Origin of the sequence: Streptomyces sp. NBC_00203 (genome assembly GCF_045206325.1) — a bacterium.
GTDB lineage: Bacteria > Actinomycetota > Actinomycetes > Streptomycetales > Streptomycetaceae > Streptomyces > Streptomyces lutosisoli.
The window spans coordinates 4,027,769-4,044,943 of the sequence record NZ_CP108126.1 but is presented as its reverse complement, the minus strand read 5'-3'; the positions used below and the strand labels follow the sequence as shown (position 1 = coordinate 4,044,943).

The following is a 17,175-nucleotide window of genomic DNA, read 5'->3' as shown; positions in this document are numbered from 1 at the left end:
ACTAAGCCCCCGCTGGCCATCTCCAGATCCCGCGTGCGCAAGCCTTCTAGGCCCCCGTCGTGGACCCCGGGCGCACGATCATCAGGACCGTGACGGCGGCCCAGAGCAGGTTGAAAATCCCGGTGAACATCGCCAGCTGAACGGTCGCCGCGCGGTCCCCGGCCCCCTCCAGGATCGCGCTCTGCCGGGGCAGCACCAGCGCGGCGAGGACGACGGCCGCGAGCGCGGTCAGCGCGATCGAGACGATCAGCCAGGTGTCGCCGAGCACACCCATGTTGCTCGCCGTGGCGAACCCGAAGACGGGGACGACGACGCCGACAGCGGCGTACACCTGGCAGATGCGGTACAGCAGCCGGGTGGTCGCGAGGGCGTCCGCGTCGTCCGGTGCGGCGAGAGCCTTGCGCGCGGCGGGCGGGAACATGCTCGCGGCGACCGCGACGGGCCCGATGGCGACGATCGCGGCGAGGACGTGGACGGCGAGGAGGAACTTGGTCACGGGGTGACGGTAAGGGGCGGGGCGGATCTTGGAGAAGTGGCGGTTTTGCCAGTACTCAACGGATTCTCGCCAAGCCACTAGTAATGCCAACAGCAGCGGCAACAGCCATGGCCACAGCAATGGAGTGGCCTTTTAGCACCTCCAGCAGTTCCGGCAGTGCTGACTGGAACCCGTCGTACACCTACCCTCTAGCCATGCACACCGTGGCCGTACTGGCGCTCGACCAGGTCATCCCGTTCGACCTCTCCGCCCCGATCGACACCTTCGGCTGGGCCCGGCTGCCGGACGGCCGGGCGGCGTACCGGGTCCGGGTCTGTTCGGCTTCGGCGGGCGAGGAGGTGAGCGCGGGCCCGTTCGCGCTTCGCGCCCCGTACGGCCTGGAGGCGCTGGCCGAAGCGGACACGATCATCCTGCCCGGCGTCGCCGACCCGACCGCCCCGCTCCCGCCGGGCGTGGCGGAGGCGGTGCGCGCGGCGGCCGCGAACGGCACGCGGATCGCGTCGATCTGCGTCGGTGCCTTCGTCTTCGCGGCCACCGGCCTGCTGGACGGGCTGCGCGCGACCACCCACTGGGTCGCGGCCCAGGACCTGGCGGCCAGGTACCCGCAGGTGACCGTCGACCCGAATGTGCTGTACGTCGACAACGGCCAGTTCCTCACCTCGGCGGGCGCCGCCGCGGCCCTCGACATGTGCCTGCACATGATCCGCAAGGACCACGGCTCCGCCGTCGCCGCGCATGCCGCCAGGATGTCCGTCATGCCGCTCGAACGGGAGGGAGGCCAGGCCCAGTTCATCGTCCACGACCAGCCGCCGGTACCGGCCGGCACCACCATGGAGCCCCTCCTTGCCTGGCTGGAGGAGAACGCCGGCGACGACCTGACCCTGGAGGACATCGCCGCCCACGCCGGCATGAGTACCCGTACGCTCAACCGCCGGTTCCGCGAACAGACCGGCACGACGCCCCTCCAGTGGCTGCACCGGGCGCGGGTGCGGCGCGCGCAGTACCTCCTGGAGACGACCACGTACCCGGTCGAACGCATTGCGGCCCAGGCGGGGTTCGGGTCGCCGACGGCGTTCCGGGAGCGGTTCAAGCGGGTGGTGGGGACGAGTCCGTACGCGTATCGCAGGGCGTTTCAGGGGGTGGGCGCCTCGGGGTCGGCCGCCGCGGCCTCGTAGGCGCGCAAGGTGTCGATGACCAGCTGCCGCTGATCGGGCGTCAGCGGTTCCAGCGCGCGGCGCCAGGCGGTGGCACCGCGCGACAACCACGCGGAGATGGACGGCCGTTGGGCATCGGTGATGCTGACGATGCGCCGCCGCCGGTCGGCCGGGTCCTCCCGCCGCTCCAGGATCCCCTTCCCGCTCAGCTCGCCGACCATGAGGCTGACGGTCGTCGGCGCGACTTCCAGGCGGGCGGCCAGGTCGTTGACGGTCAGGGGTCCGTCGAAGAGCAGGTACGACAGCAGGGAGAGGTGCCGGGGGGCCAGTGCGAGCGACTGGAGCTCCTCGGGTACGGGGATGCGCTTGGCCCGGCCGACCATGCGGGGCATGAGGAGGAGCAGCGCTCTGACGGCGTCGTCGACGCTCGTTGACATCGTTCATCCCTGGAATTAGCTTTGAAGTCAAAGATGCTTTGCCTTCAAAGGGAACCTGTCGTCATGTTAGCGATGCGCGTGAAGCGATGCGCGTGAAGCGATACGCGGGAACGGAGAACGGTCATGCCGCACCTCACTGTGCAGATCCGCGAAGAGGCGCTCGACGGATCGGTCGAGCCGAAGCTCATCCGGGCGCTGACCGAAGCGGTGGCCGCCGTGGTCGGGGAGTGGGCGCGCCCGGTCGCCGTGGTGGAACTCTTCGGCGTCCCGGAGCACCGCTGGGGCACTGGCGGCATACCAGGCAGGGCGCCCGCACCGGTCGTCACGCTGAACATGCGTGAGGGCGGACTGACACACCCCCGGATCCCCGACGCGCCCGCGCGGCTGATCGGCTCGCTCACGGACGCGGTGGTCACGGTCTTCGGTGAGGCCGTACGGGGGGATGTGACCGTGCTGATCGTGGGGGTGCCGGCGGGGCGGTCGGGGGTCGGCGGGGAAGTGGTGTGACGCCGGGAGGGCGAGTCGGGCCAGTCGGGCCAGCCTGGTCGGGCGGGCCAGCCTGGTCGGGCGGGCCGGGTGGCCGCTCAGGCCCGGCGGTCGGCCACGGCCCACGAGGCGAGGGCGACGGCTCCGGCGACACCGAAGACGGCGGGCCAGGCGCCCACCTTCTTGGCGAGCGGGTGGGACCCGGCGAAGGCGGCGACGTACGCGACGGTCAGCGCCCCGGCGGCCTTCCCGCCAGCCTGCTGCCGCCACTGCTGCGCGGCCGTGGCCCCGGCGGCGGCGAGCACGACCCCGCCCAGCTGCCGCTTCTTGGTCCAGCGGGCCACGCCGTACCCACCGATGAGCCCACTCGCGGCCACCGCCGCGGCCGGTACCTTCGCCATTACTGCCTCCCGCTGCTGCGCGTCAGTCGAATACACCGAGGCTAACGCGCCCGCGATCACCGGCGGACGGCCACCTCTGGTGCGCGCGGACTTGAGCCGAGGCCTGCCAAATTGATCTTCGTTTGTCCACACAGCACGCGATGATCACCGGCGGCCGCACCTGTCCTCGCATCGCCCCTGGCCAGCGACATCGCGGTCTGCGGCTGGGATACTTAGGACAGCTGGGATACTTAGGACAAGCGTGGTGGTCAAACTCGGAGCCTTCGGTTGGAGGAGGTTCGTGATGACGCACGATGGCGGGCTGAGGCTGCATCTGCAGCGCGTCCTCCGCGCACCGCGCTCGGTCGTCTTCCGAGCGTTGACCGAACCGCAGGCACTGGCCAAGTGGTGGGGCCCTGACGGGTTCGCCATTCCGAGTGTGGAAAGCGACCTTCGGCCAGGCGGTAGCTATCGGATCGCGATGCAACCTCCGGAAGGTGATCTCTTCTACCTGGTGGGGGAATTCGTTGAGGTCGACCCTCCGGAACGCCTGTCCTACACCTTCCGGTGGGAGGATCCCGATCCCGAGGATCGGGAGACGGTGGTGACGCTGTCGCTTCGCGATATCGGCGGTACACGGGCCGAGTTGGTCGTCAGCCAGGGCGACTTCGCCACGGAGAGGCGCCAAGCTCTCCACGAGGAGGGTTGGACTCAGAGTCTCAACACTCTGGAGGAGCTGATGTCGTCGGCTGCGTCGGCCTGAGATCTTTGCCGCGGGGAGGGGGCCGCCCGCAGGACCGACCCCTAGCCTGACGTCATGCCTGAGTCCGAGCCCGAACTCCCTTCGGTGGCACGCTTCTACGACCAGCTCGCGCCCGACTACCACCTCATCTACGCCGATTGGGACGCGGGCATCTCCCGACAGGGGAGAGCCCTGGACGCGCTGATCCAGACTGAGCTCGGCATCGGAGGCTCCTCGGCCGGCGCCTCGGTCCTGGACTGTTCCTGCGGCATCGGTACGCAGGCCATCGGGCTCGGCCTACAGGGCCACCGGGTCACCGGTACGGACATCAGCGCGTCGGCGGTCCGCCGTGCGGTCGGTGAAGCGGCTCTGCGGGGCGTACACCTGCCGGCCGCAGTGGCGGACATGCGCTGTCTTCCCTTCCGGGACGGCCAGTTCGATGTCGTCGTGAGCGCGGACAACGCCCTTCCCCACCTGCTCACCGCGGAGGACGTACGCACGGCCCTGACGGAGATGCGACGCGTGCTGCGCGCCGGGGGGCTGCTGGTGCTCAGCATCCGCCCGTACGACGAGATCCTGCGGACCAGGCCCACCTCGACCCCGCCGCAGGTCGCATCGTCGCCCCAGGGCAGGACCATCACCCTCCAACTCTGGGACTGGCACGAGGACGGCGAGCACTACGACCTGGAACACTTCCAGCTCGTCCCCGACGGAGAGGTCGCAGAGGGCGCAGAGGATGCGGAGCCCGGAGAGGGCTGGCAGGTTCGTGTGCGCCGAACCACCTACTGGGCCCTCACCCAGCGGCAGTTGACCAGCTTCGCCGCCGAGTCGGGATTCATCGACCCGCGATGGATGCCCCCTGAGAACACCGGCTTCTTCCAGCCCGTCCTCACGGCGCGAGCGGGCTGACCTCTATCGCTGACCGTGGCGTACGTCGCCGCCTTCGCCGGGTCCCACCCGCACCCGCGGTCGCCGCGGGCTTCTCCGCACCGGCCGTCCGCCTGTAAGGCGGCACCTTCGCCATAGGCAGCGCCGACACCCTCGCCTACCCCGAGCGCCTGGCTGGGGCTGGAACTGACGGCGGCGAAGGTCGAGGGGGTTGGGAATTGCTGGGGGTTGACTGAGTACGAGTGCGTTTTGGCGTGTGTGAGTGAGCGCTGGGGTTCCCGGCCGGTGACTGGGTGCCGTCGTCCCGGGAGGGGAATCGGAGTTCGCTTGCCGAATGTGTGACCTTTCCGGGTGGGGCTCGTTGGGTGTGATGAGCGGGTTTTCGACGGGCTGTATGGGGGTGTGGGGTGGGTGGGTTGCGGGAGCTTGCGGGGTCGTTTGTCGTGCCCGGTCCCTCGGGGGTGGCGGTCCGGACCCGTCTCAAGCAGCTCACGTCCGCCGATGAGAAGGTTCTCGCGCTGGTCGGCGGGCACCTCGGGTCGCTCGCCTCGCGGGATCTGAAGGTGCGGTGCGCGGATGGGCTGGGGCATTCCGCGGAGACGTGGGCGGCCCGTAAGCGGGGTTTGACGCCTGCGTCGTCGTCCCGGTGGGCCGGTTCGCTCACCAAGGCCACGCACGAGCAGTGGGCTCTCGCCAGGCGTGGCCAGCTCGCCCACATCCGGTCTCTTGAGGCGGGGATCCGTGCGATCGTGCACCGGCTGTCGCTGCCGGTCGGCCGGAAGGGCTCGAAGCAGGCGCCCGGCGGCTACCGCAGCAAGCGGGAGTGGCACGCCAAGACCCGCCGCCTGCACGTCCTCGAAGACCGGCTGGAGCGGGCGCGGGCCGACCGGGAGGCCGGGACCGTGCACGTCGTACGGGGCGGGAAACGGCTGGCCCGCACCCGCCACCACCTTTCCGCCGCCGGGCTCACCGAGGACGGGTGGCGCCGACGGTGGGAAGCCGAGCGCTGGTTCCTGCAGGCCGACGGCGAGTCCGGCAAGCGGTACGGCAACGAGACCATCCGCATCAGCCCGGACGGCGAGGTCAGCATCAAGCTCCCGGCCCCTCTCGCCGATCTGGCCAACGCCCCGCACGGCCGGTACGTCCTCGCCACGCAGGTGCGCTTCCCGCACCGCGGGCAGGAGTGGGCGGACCGGGTGGCGGCGAACCGGGCGGTCGCCTACCGCATCCACTACGACACCGGCCGCGACCGCTGGTACCTGACCGCCTCCTGGCAGATCCCGGTTGCGAAGACCATCCCGATGGCCGCCGCCCTCGCGCACGGTGTGATCGGCGTCGACATGAACGCCGACCACCTCGCCGCCTGGCGCCTCGACGTCCACGGCAACCCGACCGGCCACCCGCACCGGTTCTTCTACGACCTCACGGGCACCGCGCCCCACCGTGACGCCCAGGTCCGCCACGCCCTGACCCGGCTGCTGCACTGGGCCAGATCCTGCGGGGTGAGGGCCATCGCGGTGGAGGACCTGGACTTCGGCGCGGAGAAGACCCGCGAGAAGCACGGCCGGAGGAAGCGGTTCAGGCAGTTGATCTCCGGCATGCCCACCGGCAGGCTCCGCGCCCGGCTGACCTCGATGGCCGACCAGACCGGCATCGCGATCATCGCGGTGGATCCGGCCTACACCTCCCGATGGGGCGCCCAGCACTGGCAGAAACCCCTCACCAGCAACACCAGGAAGACCACTCGCCACGACGCTGCCGCCGTGGCGATCGGAAGGCGCGCCCAGGGACACCCGATCCGGCGACGGACGGCACCGCCCCCACACGACCGGAGTGATCGTGCGGGGCATCGGACCGTCCAGGCCCGACCGGGCGTCCTTGGGCGTGAGGGAACCCGCCCCCGTATCCCCGGACCACGGACACGATCCGTGCGCGCCGGACGCGGAGCGAACGCGGGCAACCAGAACGCCCAACACCGCTCGGGGCGTTCGGCTGAGCATGAGCTCTGGCAACAGGACTCACTCCCGCTCAGTCTCTAGGAACGGTGCGGTCCAAGGCGAAGGGCTGATGGAGCGGGGTTGGCTGGCCGAGACGGCGCGGGGTGCTCATGCCCCAGCGGTCAGCTGGTTGACCTGTCGGCAGGCTGCTCGTCAGGGCTCGCCATCGGAGGCATCGCGGGATCGGCTGCCCGGAGCTGGCGCCAGTGCGTGCGGTACAGCACGAAGTAGACGGAAACGGCCAGGGCGCACACCTGCATGCCGACGCCAAGCGTCAAGAAGGATCGCTCGCCCGACAAGAGGTTGCTCAGGTAGCCGAAGTTCATGCCGAAGAAGCCAGTCAGGAACGTCAGCGGCAAGAAGATCACCGAGGCGATGGCGAGTTTGTTGATCACGAGGTTCTGCTCGTCAGCGACGAGAGAGGCGTAGGTGTCGGCGGCCCGCCGGGTTTCGTTCTGCAGAGACTCGATGTCCAGCATCACCAGCTGCACGGCGCGCTCGTGCATGCGGTTCAGCGCTCGCCGCTCCTCCGAGAGGTCGCGATTCGCCATCCTGCGACGCATGAGGAACTCCTGTGCGACCGCGGCGTAGGGAAGGAACGCACGGTGCAGCTGGGCTGCGCGCCGTCGCAGATGGGCGAGACGATGGACTTGCTGCGGCTCCCGTCGCTCGAACATCGCCTCCTCGATGTCCTCCACCGCCAGGAGTGCTTGGGCGGTGGCCAGGCGAAATGCCTCCAGCACACCCTGCAGAAACAGGAACACCGTGGTCGCCGCGCCGGCTGGCATTTCCTGTGGCAACCGCTCGATGAAGGTGTCGATCAGTCCGACGGGTCCGTGGTGGACCGTGACGAGGTGGCACTCGCTGGCGAGAACGTGGACATGGATGATGTGGTTACCGTCGATCACCGGCACGACGCATCCGACAGCGCCCTCGTGGTACTCGGCCCGTACAGGTTCATGTTGTCTGCCGAGCCACTCCCAGGTCTTGTCATCCAGCCCGAGTCGACGGGAGAGCGGCTGCTCGTCGGGTGGGGGCTCTTCGCCCTGGTCGATGTCCACGATCACGAAACCGGGGGCTGCGAGATGCTCCCGGGCCTGGGACAACGCTGTGCGAGCGACGACGCCCTCCGGCATCGACACCACCGATACGATCATGTCCCTCACCGAGGATGACGATGTGCTGCCAGAAAGACGGGTACACCCGACTCCCCGCTTACTCTTCCCGACCGCGCTCCGCAAGCAACGCAAACGCCTCAGCCCCTGGAAGTCCAGCGCCCACCGGCACGCTACCGCTCGAGGCCGCGCGGGCAACGGTCCTGGCCGCCAGGCTCGCGGACACAGGGGCGACATCACCCGGTTCCCCCATCGCCGGTGCGTTTCCCACCCACTCGGAACCCACCACTACCCATCCCCGCTGTGACTACGTTGGACACAAGGTGCCTCAGCGCAATGCCGTGACTCCGTTGGCGATCTTGTGAGGGGTCAGCCGGCGGGCGTGCAGAGGGCATGGCCCGCACCTGCGGCGTCGCGGTCCCGACCACGTCCTGCCCGGACAACTCGGCGAGCGCCTCGGCCACCGCTTCCCGCGTCAACCGCAGCCTCGACCCGGCCTCCCGCTCACCCTCCAGCCGCGGTCAACTCCGCGATCTCCGCTTCGAGCTCCTCCACCCGGGCACGAGCCACCGCCTCCCGCGCCTCCAACTCCTCGATCAACGACACCATCCACGCCCCCTACTCCACCCGCCACAGCAGAAGGACAACTACCCTGCCCACACCCCCAACGAGCGTCCTCCCAGCTCAACACGTCCCTGCAGGAGAGCTGCACCCATATCCGTTCGGCATGCCCGGACAGCAGACCTAGGGCTGTGGAGCCGTCGCGGTGGAACCCGCACCGGCGGTCGGAGAGGCGGACGCCGGAGGGTAACTCGGGTGCAGCGAGGCGGAGAGCGGAGCCAGCGAGGCACACATCGAGGTGGGGAAAGCGGGCTCTTCGCGCTGCACGGCCTGGCAGCCTCCGGCCGCGCCTTCGGCGATCGGTACCCAGCCGGACTTCTCCGCCCGGAAGAACCAGCGGTCACCCAGCCGGGATGAGCAGCCGGGTTCTGCCGGGTCGTCGCAGGCCGGTCCCGTGCGCCACGAGAAGTCCAGCACCAGCCACTTCCCGTCGCAGTGCTCCGAGTCCCGGTATGTGTGGTTGGGCGCATCGACCGCGATCAACGCCTGCTCGTAGGAGGCGGTGGTGCAGCCGGTGGCCGGCGGCCGACAGCCCAGCTGCCCGCACAGCCGCAACGCGGGGAGCTTCGCGCCGTCGGCGGTGAACTGCGTGTAATTGTCGACGACCACTTCCCGCTTGCCCAACGGCTGGGGCAGCTTGACCCGCGCCGTGGCCGTGCTCTCCTCGGTGCACCCGGAGCGCCTGTCCGACGACGGCGAGGAGAAGGTGATCTGAACCCGCACGACGTCCGACACGGGGTCGGTGAGCACCGCCTTGAGGTCCCGCACACACGGGTGTTCGCCACTGGGCACCTGTGCGTCGAGCATCAGCGTGCGATGGTCGTCGGCGAGCCGGGCTCCGGTGACCATGGAGGGCTCCACCGTGCCCCACGGGAGCGCCCCGGTCGCCGCCTGCGACGCTGACGACTCTCCTGCTTGACCGGCCACCTGGGTCCCGCACCCGGCGAGAAACAGCATGGCGACTGCGCAGAGCAGAGCGGTTACGGCCGCTCCACGCGCTCTAAGTGATCGCAAGAGTGCTCAATCCCCCCGCACCGCACGGATGTTGCCCCACGCCAATATAGAACTGTGCCCGCGAACGCCCACCAGATTGGCCCCATCCCTACCGCAGACCAGCCGTCGACGCGGCCCACGAGCCCCGCCACTTCCGCCACCCGGCAACGCGGAGAATCCCTCACCCCCGCGTGGTGACTGTGTGTCCGTGGCGCGAAGAGGACGCCCGGTTCTGGGCGGGAGACCGGATCACCTTCCCCGAAGAACATCCAGACCCCGACGGCTCGGACTGGCTCTTCCACCTAGTTCTCGCCCCGACCCCCGGGGCATTCCGGACGTTCGCCGAGGACTACTACGAGACGTCCGTGAACATCGAGGCCGTACGCCACATCTACGATCTGCGCCCGCTCGACCGACCGCACACCGCCGCCCTCAACCCCTCGGCCCCCGCCGAGTCAGTCATCGCAGCGGCCAGGACGATCGACTGCCCACTCGCGGGGGACCTGCTGTCGGAGGTGGGGTGACTGCCTGTCGCTACCTATGAGTTCTTGCTCGTGTCACGTACGCGAGGCGGAAGCGGAGCGAATCGGAAGGGAGGTTATGAAGTCGGCCCAGGCCGCTGAACTGAAGGCGAGCCGTGGCCCGTCTGGATGCTTGCTGTCCCGAATGGCGGCTCGGCCGGGCAGTATCGCGGTCTCCACGCACTCGGTTTCGTTCCCGCCGCTGTACGAGGACTTGAACCATGCGGCGTCCGGCACAGCATTAACACCAGTGATCATCTACAACTCCTCACGCGCACGCTTGATCATCGATGACGATGCATCGATGTCCAAGGCTTGTGCGCGCAGGTATTCGAACGCAAGGCGATAGCGGTCAAGTTCCTCCTGCTTTTCCATGAAGAGCGACCCGACATGGAGGTCGACGTACACGACGTCGAGGGAGGGTTCGGCTCCGCCCAGGATCACGAAGCTGCCCAGCGCAGCCGCGTGCGCTCCCCGGGAGAACGGCAGGATCTGAAGAGTGACATTAGAGGCCTCGCTGCTGCTCAGGAGCTGGCCCAGCTGCTCCCGCATGATCTCGTGTGATCCAACGATCCGGCGGATCACCGACTCGTCGAGGATGGCCCACAAGTGAGGCGCGTTGGGCCGGGTCAAGATCTCCTGCCGCTTCATGCGGATGTCGACTAGCCGCTCGATCTCCTCTGGCGAGCGCCGCATCTCATTGGCCTGTTGCAAGGCAGTCGTGTAACTCCTTGTCTGCAGCAGCCCGGGAACATAGACGCAAGAGAAGTGATTCTCGCCGACAGCCTCATCTTCGAGTGTGAGCATCAGGTTCATGCTCTCCGGGATGGAGTCGGCGAATGAGTTCCACCAGCCTTGCTGCTTGGCGTCCTTGGCGATCCCGACAACGGCTCTGCGCTCGGCATCAGTTGCCTCGTACTCGCGGCACAAGGCATCGATGACGAGCCACTTGACCGGTCCGGCCTGGGTCTCGTACCGGCTGACAGTTGCCTTGGAGACGCCGACGAGCCGCCCGGCCTCCTCAAGAGTTAGCCCCTTGCGGGCACGCAACTTGCGCATCATCACGCCTAGTTGGCGGCGGCGGGTTGTGGTCCGTTCGGACATGTGGCTCCTTCGCCATGGGCCGGGCGGCCGGCCCGGAGATCCTCAACAGGCTAGGCAGCCGGGAGGCGGCCCCACCATCAGATTCACTCGATGGATTCTCGTGAGAAGTTACGTAGCGAGACTTCTCCGTGCCATGCTCGTTCCGAGATCGCTACGCAGTGCAGTCGTATGGATACGGCAGGCGCAGCACGTGCGTGGCATGGGAGGGAGGAGTGGCCACATGTCTGGCTACGAAGTCACCGAACCCCGACTCCGTTGTGTCCTGCCCTTTGAGGCGGCGCCAGCAGAAGTACGCCTGCTGCGGAGAGCCGCGGTAACGCAGCTGAGCCGGTGGGGCATGCCCGCGGCGGCTGACGAAGCAGAACTGCTTGTTACCGAGCTGGCAACGAACGTCGTCAAGCACGTCGGCGAAGGCGCATCAGCGACTCTGATCCTTGAGTGGCGCGGGGAGCGGCTGCGTCTCGAAGTGCACGACAAGAGCCGGGCGATGCCGTCACCGAACACGGCGGACTGTGACGCGGAGTGCGGTCGTGGCCTGCACCTGCTCGCGGCGCTGGCAGTGGACTGGGGTGCGGTGCTGACTGCGGTGGGTAAGGCGGTCTGGTGTGAGATCTCGATCAGCTCAGGCCAGGCGTGCCGACGTATCGCGCGTGTCTGCGAGGTGCTTGAGGGCTATCAGGGGCCCGGCCGTGGTGCTCCGCTTCGGCGGAGCGGGCGAGACCTTGGTCTTGAGGAGTCAGCGGTCGAGCTGATCGCGGATCTTCTCCACTGGACGGCCGCTCGCGGACTCGACCCAGACGACGTCCTCGACCGTGCTCAGATGCATTACGAAGCCGAAGCCGAAGCGGACGCGGCCTAGTGGGGCAGGGTTTAAACGGACTTCCGTATCTGCCTCCGGAGGGCGGCCGGGGTGCGCCAGGATTCTCCGCGGAACTCCTGTGGCACATGCGGTGGCAGTTCGCGCACAGGAGGGCGAGATCCGCGATCCGGGTCTCTGTCACCCCCGATATGTGGAGAGGCAGGCTGTGGTGGACCTCGATGTAGCCGTCTCCCAGTTCGCTGTAGGCGGCGGTGAAGTTGAACGAGCACACCTCGCACCGCAGAGGGATGCTCTCTTCCAGGACCGCCTGGATCTTCCGGTCGCGCAGGGGCTTGTTCCGCTCACGGTAGAGGGCCCAGCGTCTGAGGAGCTGCCCCTCGCGTGCCAAGGCCGTCCCGCCTTCCTGGGCGGGTATGCGGACGATTTCGGTGGATGCCACGCCCGCGTACAGAGCCTGGGCGGCGGAGAGCATCTCGTCGGTGCGCTCTGTGAAGTCGGCCACCACCTCGCGGGTCAGCTGGCCACCCTTCGTAGCGACCCCGTGATACCCGGCGCGGACTGTCACGATGTCGCCCGTCTTGCGGCTGACGCTGCCAGGAGAGCGGAACTTCGGGTCTGCCGCCGCGCCATCGTGCAACGGAAGCTTCCTGAGGGTCTTGGGCAGGTTCTGCACCCGCCTGTCGGCTGGCCGCAGCTCACGCCAGCCGTTTTCGACAACGAGCGCGCAGGCCAGCAACAGCTCGTCACGCGGCCAGTTGATTTTCGCCACAGCGATATCGTACGAGCATTCGAAATCGCCATGCTGTTGGTGACCAAGGTGGGGCAGAGGATGCCGCACACTGGTGTGTGCCGCCGTGTCGAGTCGCAATGTCAGTGGGTCATGTCACCCTCTGTGATGGCTGCCGTATGAGGCGTCACTGGAATTCGTGCAAGAGGAGGGGCCATGACCGGGACTGACCGGGGCTACACGTCGATCGAGATCTGTGCCGGCGCTGGCGGACAGGCGATCGGACTGCACTTGGCCGGTTTCAGACACCTTGCCCTCGTCGAGATCGACAAGTACGCGGCGGCGACCCTGCGTGAAAACATCGAGGTGCACCCGAAGTGGGACTGGGAGCGCGACAACTGCGATGTTCTCTGCAAGGACGTGCTTGAGTTTGATCCCGAGCGTGACCTGGAGAAGAGTGCTGGTCTGTATCGGCGGGGTGAGGTTGACCTGCTCGCCGGCGGGGTCCCGTGCCCGCCTTTCTCCCACGCTGGCAAGCAGCTCGGTGAGGACGATGAGCGTGATCTCTTCCCGCGCATCCTGGAGCTGGCCGAACTCATCCGCCCCCGGGCCGTGATGATTGAGAACGTCCGTGGCCTCATGGACGCCAAGTTCGACGACTACAGGTCACGAATCCAGGCCAGCCTTGAGGAGATGGAGCCTGACGATGACGGACTGCCTGGCTATGAGGTTGTGGGGTGGAAGGTTTACGAGGCGGAGCAGTTCGGCGTTCCGCAGCTGAGGCCCCGCTCCATCCTCGTCGCCTTCCGCAAGGACGTCCTCAAGGATCTGAAGTACGAAGCTCCGGCGCCCAGTGCCAAGAGGGTCACCGTCTTCGATGCGCTTAAGAAGACGATGGAGGAGCGCATCAAGCCGTTTGAGGGCGGACCTCGGGCCGCCCAGGCGCAGCAGGTGTTCGACGACTGGAAGAAGGACGCTGGTAAGGACGTGGCTCCCACGCTTGTCGGCGGCTCCAAGAAACACGGAGGCGCCGACCTCGGCCCTAGCCGGGCTAAGAAGGCATGGCGAGCGCTAGGGGTCTCGGGCATGGGCGTGGCCAACGCTCCAGTGAACGGTGAGCCGACCGGCACTGAGGACCGGGATCTGTTCCGTGCCGGAGGCCCAATGCTCACGGTTCGACAGGCCGCGATCATTCAGGGGTTTCCGACGGAGTGGGACTTCACGGGAGGCAAGACGGCCCAGTATCGGCAGGTCGGGAATGCGTTTCCGCCGCCCGTCGCGCAGGCCATCGGCGAATCGATCATCGAGGTACTCAAGGCCGACCGCAAGCGTGGTGGCGGCTGGTGACTGAGGGCGCCTGAGGAGCGGGAGCGCACTGGAGCGGTCCGGCATGTCAGCCGCCCGTCATGGGAGCTGACTGTCCAAGTGTGCGAGGAGGGCATGGATGTCATCGGCGTCCATGCCCAGCCCCGTGATCTCCTCCTCTTGGAGATCGCCGAGTTGTCGCACCGCAGGGTCGTCGAGCACGCTACCCAGGAAGTGCAGCTTCTTTTCGAGACGCATGGCGACGATTTCGTCGATCGTGCCCCGGGCGGCTAGGACCGTCACCCGTGTCTCAATGTCCGGAGGCAGCCCCAGCCGGTGAATGCGGTCAAGGCTCTGGAGGAAGCGGCCAGCCATGAAGTCGCGATCCACGTACACGGCGTCGTGACAGACCTGGTGAAGGCTAATTCCTTCACCAAGGGTCGCGGGATTGGAGATCAGGACCATGCACGACGGGTCCTCACGGAAACGGCTGAGCTCAGCCTCCCGGTCCTGGGTCGGGGTGGCGCCGTAAACGGAAGCCGGGGCATGCGGTGCCAGTAGCTCCTCCAGGGTTTTCTGGCTTCGGATGAACCCAGTCCAGACCAGTGTCTTGCGACCGGCCCGCGCGTTCCGTGCGACGATTCGAACGGTTTCCGCGTACTTGGGTGAGAGCTCATGCTGAGGAAGCCGCTGGAGCAGAGCGTGCAGCGAATCGCCGTCGGGGACGTCAAGCGCCGGCAGCTGAAAGGCGAGCGGGTCGTAGGGGCTGTCGCTGGGGGCCAGCAGAGCCGGGCTGATCGCAGCCATCAGCACGCGCATCGCTGCCTTGCCGAGAGAAGCCAGGTCTCCCCGGCGGGAGGACGGGTCCCCCTTGAGCGCGTTGTACAACTCGCGGTGCAGTGGGGGAAGTTCGACGTAGCGGACTTGGGGTTCAAATGGAGGAAGACCCAGTTCCTTCTTCGTTGTCCGAGTGAACAGCGGACGCAGAGCCTGGCTCGCGTAAGCGAGATCGCCACCGCTGACAGCTTCGACGACGAGCTGCTTGCCGCGTCCTGGCCAGACGAACGAGAGCAGGCTTTCCAGGTCCCGGGCACCGTTGGGGGCTGGCGTCCCGGTGAGAATGAGGCGCCGTCGGGCTAGCGGTCCAAGCGATAGGCAGGCAGAGCCGTAGGCGCCGCGGGCTCCGAGTTTCATACGGTGCGCTTCGTCGAGCACAAACATCGCCGGTGCCGTGCGCAGCCACTCTGCAAGACGGCTGACGGAGCCGGACAGCCGCTCGTAGTTGACCAGGACGACATCAGCTTCGGGGTCGAGGGATCCGTTGTCCATTACGGAAGTCAGCAGGGGTTCCTTGAAGCAGGCGTCCCCCTCGAATTGCCAGGCTTCGTATGCTGATTTGGGACAGACGACGAGAAGACGCCGGACTTCGCCTTGCTCACGGAGGGCGCTGAACACTGCCAGTGCCGTGCGGGTCTTGCCGGCTCCTGGAACGCTGAAGTTCGCACCGTGGCCCAGGGACAACAGCTCCCCGATATCCCGGAGCTGGAATGAAGTGAGGTCTGCCTGCCAGCCCGCGCCTAGCAGCGCGTGGACGTCCTCTGGCGCGAGCGGCGCCTGCCGGGCGTCGGAAGGCGGTGAGCCGAGCCGGCCTTGTACGGTCTCGGAGTCGTCAAGAACACCGCTGACCAGGTTGGCCAGCTCAGGCTCCCAGTCGACATCCGCGTGAGGCCAGTCCGCCAGCTCGCCAATGGAGGACAGGAAACTGTCCAGATCAGCATCCGACGTCAGTGGGCCCCGCTGGCCACCCGGAGTCACCCGCGTGGCCAGCATTCCGAAGTCTCCTTCCAGGCCTGGCCGGGCACGGAGCACCGCCCGCGTCCTCGTGACGTCGAAGGTGATCCGGAGGGACGGGAGGGCAGAGTGCATCATCGCTGCCCTGCCACGGCCTCACGCAGCCATGACAGACCCTCACCCGGGAGCTGAATGCTTTTAGAGGCCTCAACTGACACCTTGGCCAGTGCTTGCCTGAGTGCGATCAGCGTGTCATCGAAGGCGCCTTCGTCCAGGCTGTTGTTGCCTCGGGCCAGCACCAGGTCTGTGACGCATTGCTGAAGATCGTCGACTGCGGCGATGACGCGGTCGGGAGCGGCGAGCCGCTTCTTCTGCTTGCGAATCGCGTCCTGAGCGGCCTCGATCGATTCATCGAACGCGTGCTTCATCAGGGTTACGGAGCTGTTGGCCTCAGCCATCTCCGAGGGAGTCGCGGCAGACCCGGACTTCTGCGTGGCCTTGGCCCTGAGGAGCGAGTCGGTGAGGGTGCGCGCCATGGCTGTTTCGGAACTTGGCGCCGGCACAGAACGGTTGAGGCCCGGGATGGGAACCGCCTTCGCCGGCTCGGGCGTTATGGCCCAAGGCCCCTCAGGCAAGCGATGCTCCAGGTACTTCTCCAGGAAGTCAGTGCGGATGGCACGAATGTCGGTTTTGGCGAAATCAAGGACAATGGCTGCCAGTCGGTACTCGAGAAGAGTGACGGCTTTCTGCTTGTTCTTGGCCTTCTCTTTGACGTAAGTCCGGTAAAGCTCGGCGAAGCTCTCTTGGGCATCCTCGAAGTCCATTAGGCGCAGTTTGATCTGGCCGTGCTCGCTGCGCTTCACCAGGTCGTGCAGCTGTCCGAGAACCCAGGTATCCCGTTCCAGTGCCGGTGTCGTGGTGTGAAACAGCTTGGCGATGGCGGCGAGGGGGAGGCCTGGCTTCACCTGCTCCTCAATGGCCATCAGGCGGTTAATGTAGGAGTACTCGCGCCGGCGGTCAGGCCTGAGCTGCAAAGAGAGTTCGACTGAGCGAATATCGGCCCAGGTGCAGCTGGCGGGCAACACGCCGACACGGATGGTTTGGACGCCCAGCTCTTTGAGCGCGGCCCGACGGGTGTTTCCGTTGACGATTACACCTTCACGGGAAATGAGCCCTGGTTCGTTCTGTTTGAATTCTTGAAGGCTCTGCATCAGCTTGTCGAATTCCGGGTCACGCACGTGCGGGTCAGACGGCTTGGCCATCAGTAGATGGTGCAGGTAGCTCTGGCCGGCGTCGGACCACTTGTCTTTCGCCAGTTCCTGTTCCCGCAAGGGGTCGTGGGCGCGCTGCGCACTGACTCTGTGCGTTGCGGGGTTGTAGTAGAGCTGGTCCACGGGCATGTCGATGACTTCGACGTGGATCGGGCGGCCCCGGAACTCCACGCGGAGCGTCTCAGGCACCGCGCCGCCTGTGCGTGCGTCCTGGAGCCGCTGCTCGACCTGGGCGCGGTTCTCTTCCGCAGTCGGCGGGACGCCAAAGTCCGTCGGCATAGGTACCTCTCGTAGCTGGAGTGAGCTGTTGGGACTGATGGGGGCGCG

General features: G+C 67.2%; 16 protein-coding genes and 2 pseudogenes. 8 read left to right on the top strand and 10 right to left on the bottom strand.

Going from position 1 to position 17,175, the window contains the following annotated elements:
• Positions 1 to 46 precede the first annotated feature (46 nt).
• Positions 47 to 496, bottom strand: coding sequence for a hypothetical protein (locus OG975_RS18220; protein WP_406330337.1), 450 nt, complete (start codon positions 494 to 496; stop codon positions 47 to 49).
• A gap of 194 nt (positions 497 to 690) precedes the next feature.
• On the opposite strand from OG975_RS18220, the gene OG975_RS18215 reads away from it, so the two are divergent.
• On the top strand, positions 691 to 1,671 hold the full coding sequence (locus tag OG975_RS18215; protein WP_406330336.1) for a GlxA family transcriptional regulator: 981 nt from the start codon (positions 691 to 693) through the stop codon (positions 1,669 to 1,671).
• On the opposite strand, the gene OG975_RS18210 is transcribed toward OG975_RS18215, so the two are convergent.
• The gene (locus OG975_RS18210; protein ID WP_406330335.1) at positions 1,629 to 2,087 is read right to left on the bottom strand and encodes a MarR family winged helix-turn-helix transcriptional regulator; all 459 of its coding nucleotides are present in this window, start codon (positions 2,085 to 2,087) and stop codon (positions 1,629 to 1,631) included. The two genes, OG975_RS18215 and OG975_RS18210, sit on opposite strands and share 43 nt — an antisense overlap.
• A gap of 123 nt (positions 2,088 to 2,210) precedes the next feature.
• Between OG975_RS18210 and OG975_RS18205 the strand changes: the two genes are divergently transcribed.
• Positions 2,211 to 2,594, top strand: a complete 384-nt coding sequence (locus OG975_RS18205) for a hypothetical protein (protein ID WP_406330334.1) — start codon at positions 2,211 to 2,213, stop codon at positions 2,592 to 2,594.
• 77 nt (positions 2,595 to 2,671) lie between these two features.
• Here OG975_RS18205 and OG975_RS18200 read toward each other — a convergent pair whose 3' ends face one another.
• Positions 2,672 to 2,974 (bottom strand): hypothetical protein, encoded by a 303-nt coding sequence (locus OG975_RS18200; protein ID WP_327429019.1) that lies wholly within the window; start codon positions 2,972 to 2,974, stop codon positions 2,672 to 2,674.
• A 283-nt stretch (positions 2,975 to 3,257) separates the two neighbouring features.
• Here OG975_RS18200 and OG975_RS18195 point away from each other — a divergent pair, with 283 nt between their 5' ends.
• The 3 genes and pseudogenes from OG975_RS18195 (at position 3,258) to OG975_RS18185 (ending at position 6,622) form a co-directional block, all read left to right on the top strand.
• Positions 3,258 to 3,716: an SRPBCC domain-containing protein gene (locus tag OG975_RS18195; protein ID WP_406330332.1), complete on the top strand. Its 459-nt coding sequence runs from the start codon at positions 3,258 to 3,260 to the stop codon at positions 3,714 to 3,716.
• A gap of 54 nt (positions 3,717 to 3,770) precedes the next feature.
• Entirely contained in the window at positions 3,771 to 4,604 is an 834-nt protein-coding gene (locus OG975_RS18190; RefSeq protein WP_406330331.1) for a class I SAM-dependent methyltransferase, read from the top strand.
• Positions 4,605 to 4,990: 386 nt separating this feature from the next.
• A pseudogene (locus OG975_RS18185) lies at positions 4,991 to 6,622 on the top strand (IS200/IS605 family accessory protein TnpB-related protein).
• An 80-nt stretch (positions 6,623 to 6,702) separates the two neighbouring features.
• Here the strand turns inward: OG975_RS18185 and OG975_RS18180 are convergent.
• Positions 6,703 to 7,737 carry a CorA family divalent cation transporter gene (locus OG975_RS18180; RefSeq protein WP_406336314.1) on the bottom strand — a complete coding sequence of 345 codons (1,035 nt, stop codon included), beginning with the start codon at positions 7,735 to 7,737 and terminating at the stop codon, positions 6,703 to 6,705.
• Between the two features lie 702 nt (positions 7,738 to 8,439).
• Positions 8,440 to 9,273 (bottom strand): hypothetical protein, encoded by an 834-nt coding sequence (locus OG975_RS18175; protein ID WP_406330330.1) that lies wholly within the window; start codon positions 9,271 to 9,273, stop codon positions 8,440 to 8,442.
• Positions 9,274 to 9,503: 230 nt separating this feature from the next.
• On the opposite strand from OG975_RS18175, the gene OG975_RS18170 reads away from it, so the two are divergent.
• The gene (locus OG975_RS18170; RefSeq protein WP_406330329.1) at positions 9,504 to 9,833 is read left to right on the top strand and encodes a hypothetical protein; all 330 of its coding nucleotides are present in this window, start codon (positions 9,504 to 9,506) and stop codon (positions 9,831 to 9,833) included.
• Between the two features lie 33 nt (positions 9,834 to 9,866).
• Here the strand turns inward: OG975_RS18170 and OG975_RS18165 are convergent, their stop codons facing one another.
• Together OG975_RS18165 and OG975_RS18160 are read right to left on the bottom strand one after the other, a co-directional pair.
• Complete coding sequence (locus tag OG975_RS18165; RefSeq protein WP_406330328.1) at positions 9,867 to 10,088, bottom strand: DUF397 domain-containing protein; 222 nt, start codon at positions 10,086 to 10,088, stop codon at positions 9,867 to 9,869.
• A complete protein-coding gene (locus tag OG975_RS18160) occupies positions 10,089 to 10,934 on the bottom strand; it encodes a helix-turn-helix domain-containing protein (protein WP_406330327.1) in 846 nt (281 codons plus the stop codon).
• A 220-nt stretch (positions 10,935 to 11,154) separates the two neighbouring features.
• Here OG975_RS18160 and OG975_RS18155 point away from each other — a divergent pair, with 220 nt between their 5' ends.
• Entirely contained in the window at positions 11,155 to 11,793 is a 639-nt protein-coding gene (locus tag OG975_RS18155; protein ID WP_406330326.1) for an ATP-binding protein, read from the top strand.
• Between the two features lie 136 nt (positions 11,794 to 11,929).
• Here OG975_RS18155 and OG975_RS18150 read toward each other — a convergent pair.
• A pseudogene (locus OG975_RS18150) lies at positions 11,930 to 12,226 on the bottom strand (HNH endonuclease); the annotation flags it as partial.
• A 471-nt stretch (positions 12,227 to 12,697) separates the two neighbouring features.
• Between OG975_RS18150 and OG975_RS18145 the strand changes: the two are divergent.
• The gene (locus OG975_RS18145; protein WP_406330325.1) at positions 12,698 to 13,828 is read left to right on the top strand and encodes a DNA cytosine methyltransferase; all 1,131 of its coding nucleotides are present in this window, start codon (positions 12,698 to 12,700) and stop codon (positions 13,826 to 13,828) included.
• Positions 13,829 to 13,885: 57 nt separating this feature from the next.
• Here the strand turns inward: OG975_RS18145 and OG975_RS18140 are convergent, their stop codons facing one another.
• Positions 13,886 to 15,715, bottom strand: coding sequence for a DEAD/DEAH box helicase (locus tag OG975_RS18140; protein ID WP_406330324.1), 1,830 nt, complete (start codon positions 15,713 to 15,715; stop codon positions 13,886 to 13,888).
• Positions 15,712 to 17,127 (bottom strand): ParB N-terminal domain-containing protein, encoded by a 1,416-nt coding sequence (locus OG975_RS18135; RefSeq protein ID WP_406330323.1) that lies wholly within the window; start codon positions 17,125 to 17,127, stop codon positions 15,712 to 15,714. The genes OG975_RS18140 and OG975_RS18135 overlap by 4 nt, the downstream gene beginning before the upstream one ends.
• Positions 17,128 to 17,175: the final 48 nt, after the last annotated feature.

Excerpts from the sequence above, each read along its gene's own strand:
- OG975_RS18215 (WP_406330336.1), top strand. The coding sequence starts at position 691 with ATGCACACCGTGGCCGTACTGGCGCTCGACCAGGTCATCCCGTTCGAC.
- OG975_RS18210 (WP_406330335.1), bottom strand. The coding sequence starts at position 2,087 with ATGTCAACGAGCGTCGACGACGCCGTCAGAGCGCTGCTCCTCCTCATG.
- OG975_RS18205 (WP_406330334.1), top strand. The coding sequence starts at position 2,211 with ATGCCGCACCTCACTGTGCAGATCCGCGAAGAGGCGCTCGACGGATCG.
- OG975_RS18200 (WP_327429019.1), bottom strand. The coding sequence starts at position 2,974 with ATGGCGAAGGTACCGGCCGCGGCGGTGGCCGCGAGTGGGCTCATCGGT.
- OG975_RS18195 (WP_406330332.1), top strand. The coding sequence starts at position 3,258 with ATGACGCACGATGGCGGGCTGAGGCTGCATCTGCAGCGCGTCCTCCGC.
- OG975_RS18190 (WP_406330331.1), top strand. The coding sequence starts at position 3,771 with ATGCCTGAGTCCGAGCCCGAACTCCCTTCGGTGGCACGCTTCTACGAC.
- OG975_RS18180 (WP_406336314.1), bottom strand. The coding sequence starts at position 7,737 with ATGATCGTATCGGTGGTGTCGATGCCGGAGGGCGTCGTCGCTCGCACA.
- OG975_RS18175 (WP_406330330.1), bottom strand. The coding sequence starts at position 9,273 with ATGCTGTTTCTCGCCGGGTGCGGGACCCAGGTGGCCGGTCAAGCAGGA.
- OG975_RS18165 (WP_406330328.1), bottom strand. The coding sequence starts at position 10,088 with ATGATCACTGGTGTTAATGCTGTGCCGGACGCCGCATGGTTCAAGTCC.
- OG975_RS18160 (WP_406330327.1), bottom strand. The coding sequence starts at position 10,934 with ATGTCCGAACGGACCACAACCCGCCGCCGCCAACTAGGCGTGATGATG.
- OG975_RS18155 (WP_406330326.1), top strand. The coding sequence starts at position 11,155 with ATGTCTGGCTACGAAGTCACCGAACCCCGACTCCGTTGTGTCCTGCCC.
- OG975_RS18145 (WP_406330325.1), top strand. The coding sequence starts at position 12,698 with ATGACCGGGACTGACCGGGGCTACACGTCGATCGAGATCTGTGCCGGC.
- OG975_RS18140 (WP_406330324.1), bottom strand. The coding sequence starts at position 15,715 with ATGATGCACTCTGCCCTCCCGTCCCTCCGGATCACCTTCGACGTCACG.
- OG975_RS18135 (WP_406330323.1), bottom strand. The coding sequence starts at position 17,127 with ATGCCGACGGACTTTGGCGTCCCGCCGACTGCGGAAGAGAACCGCGCC.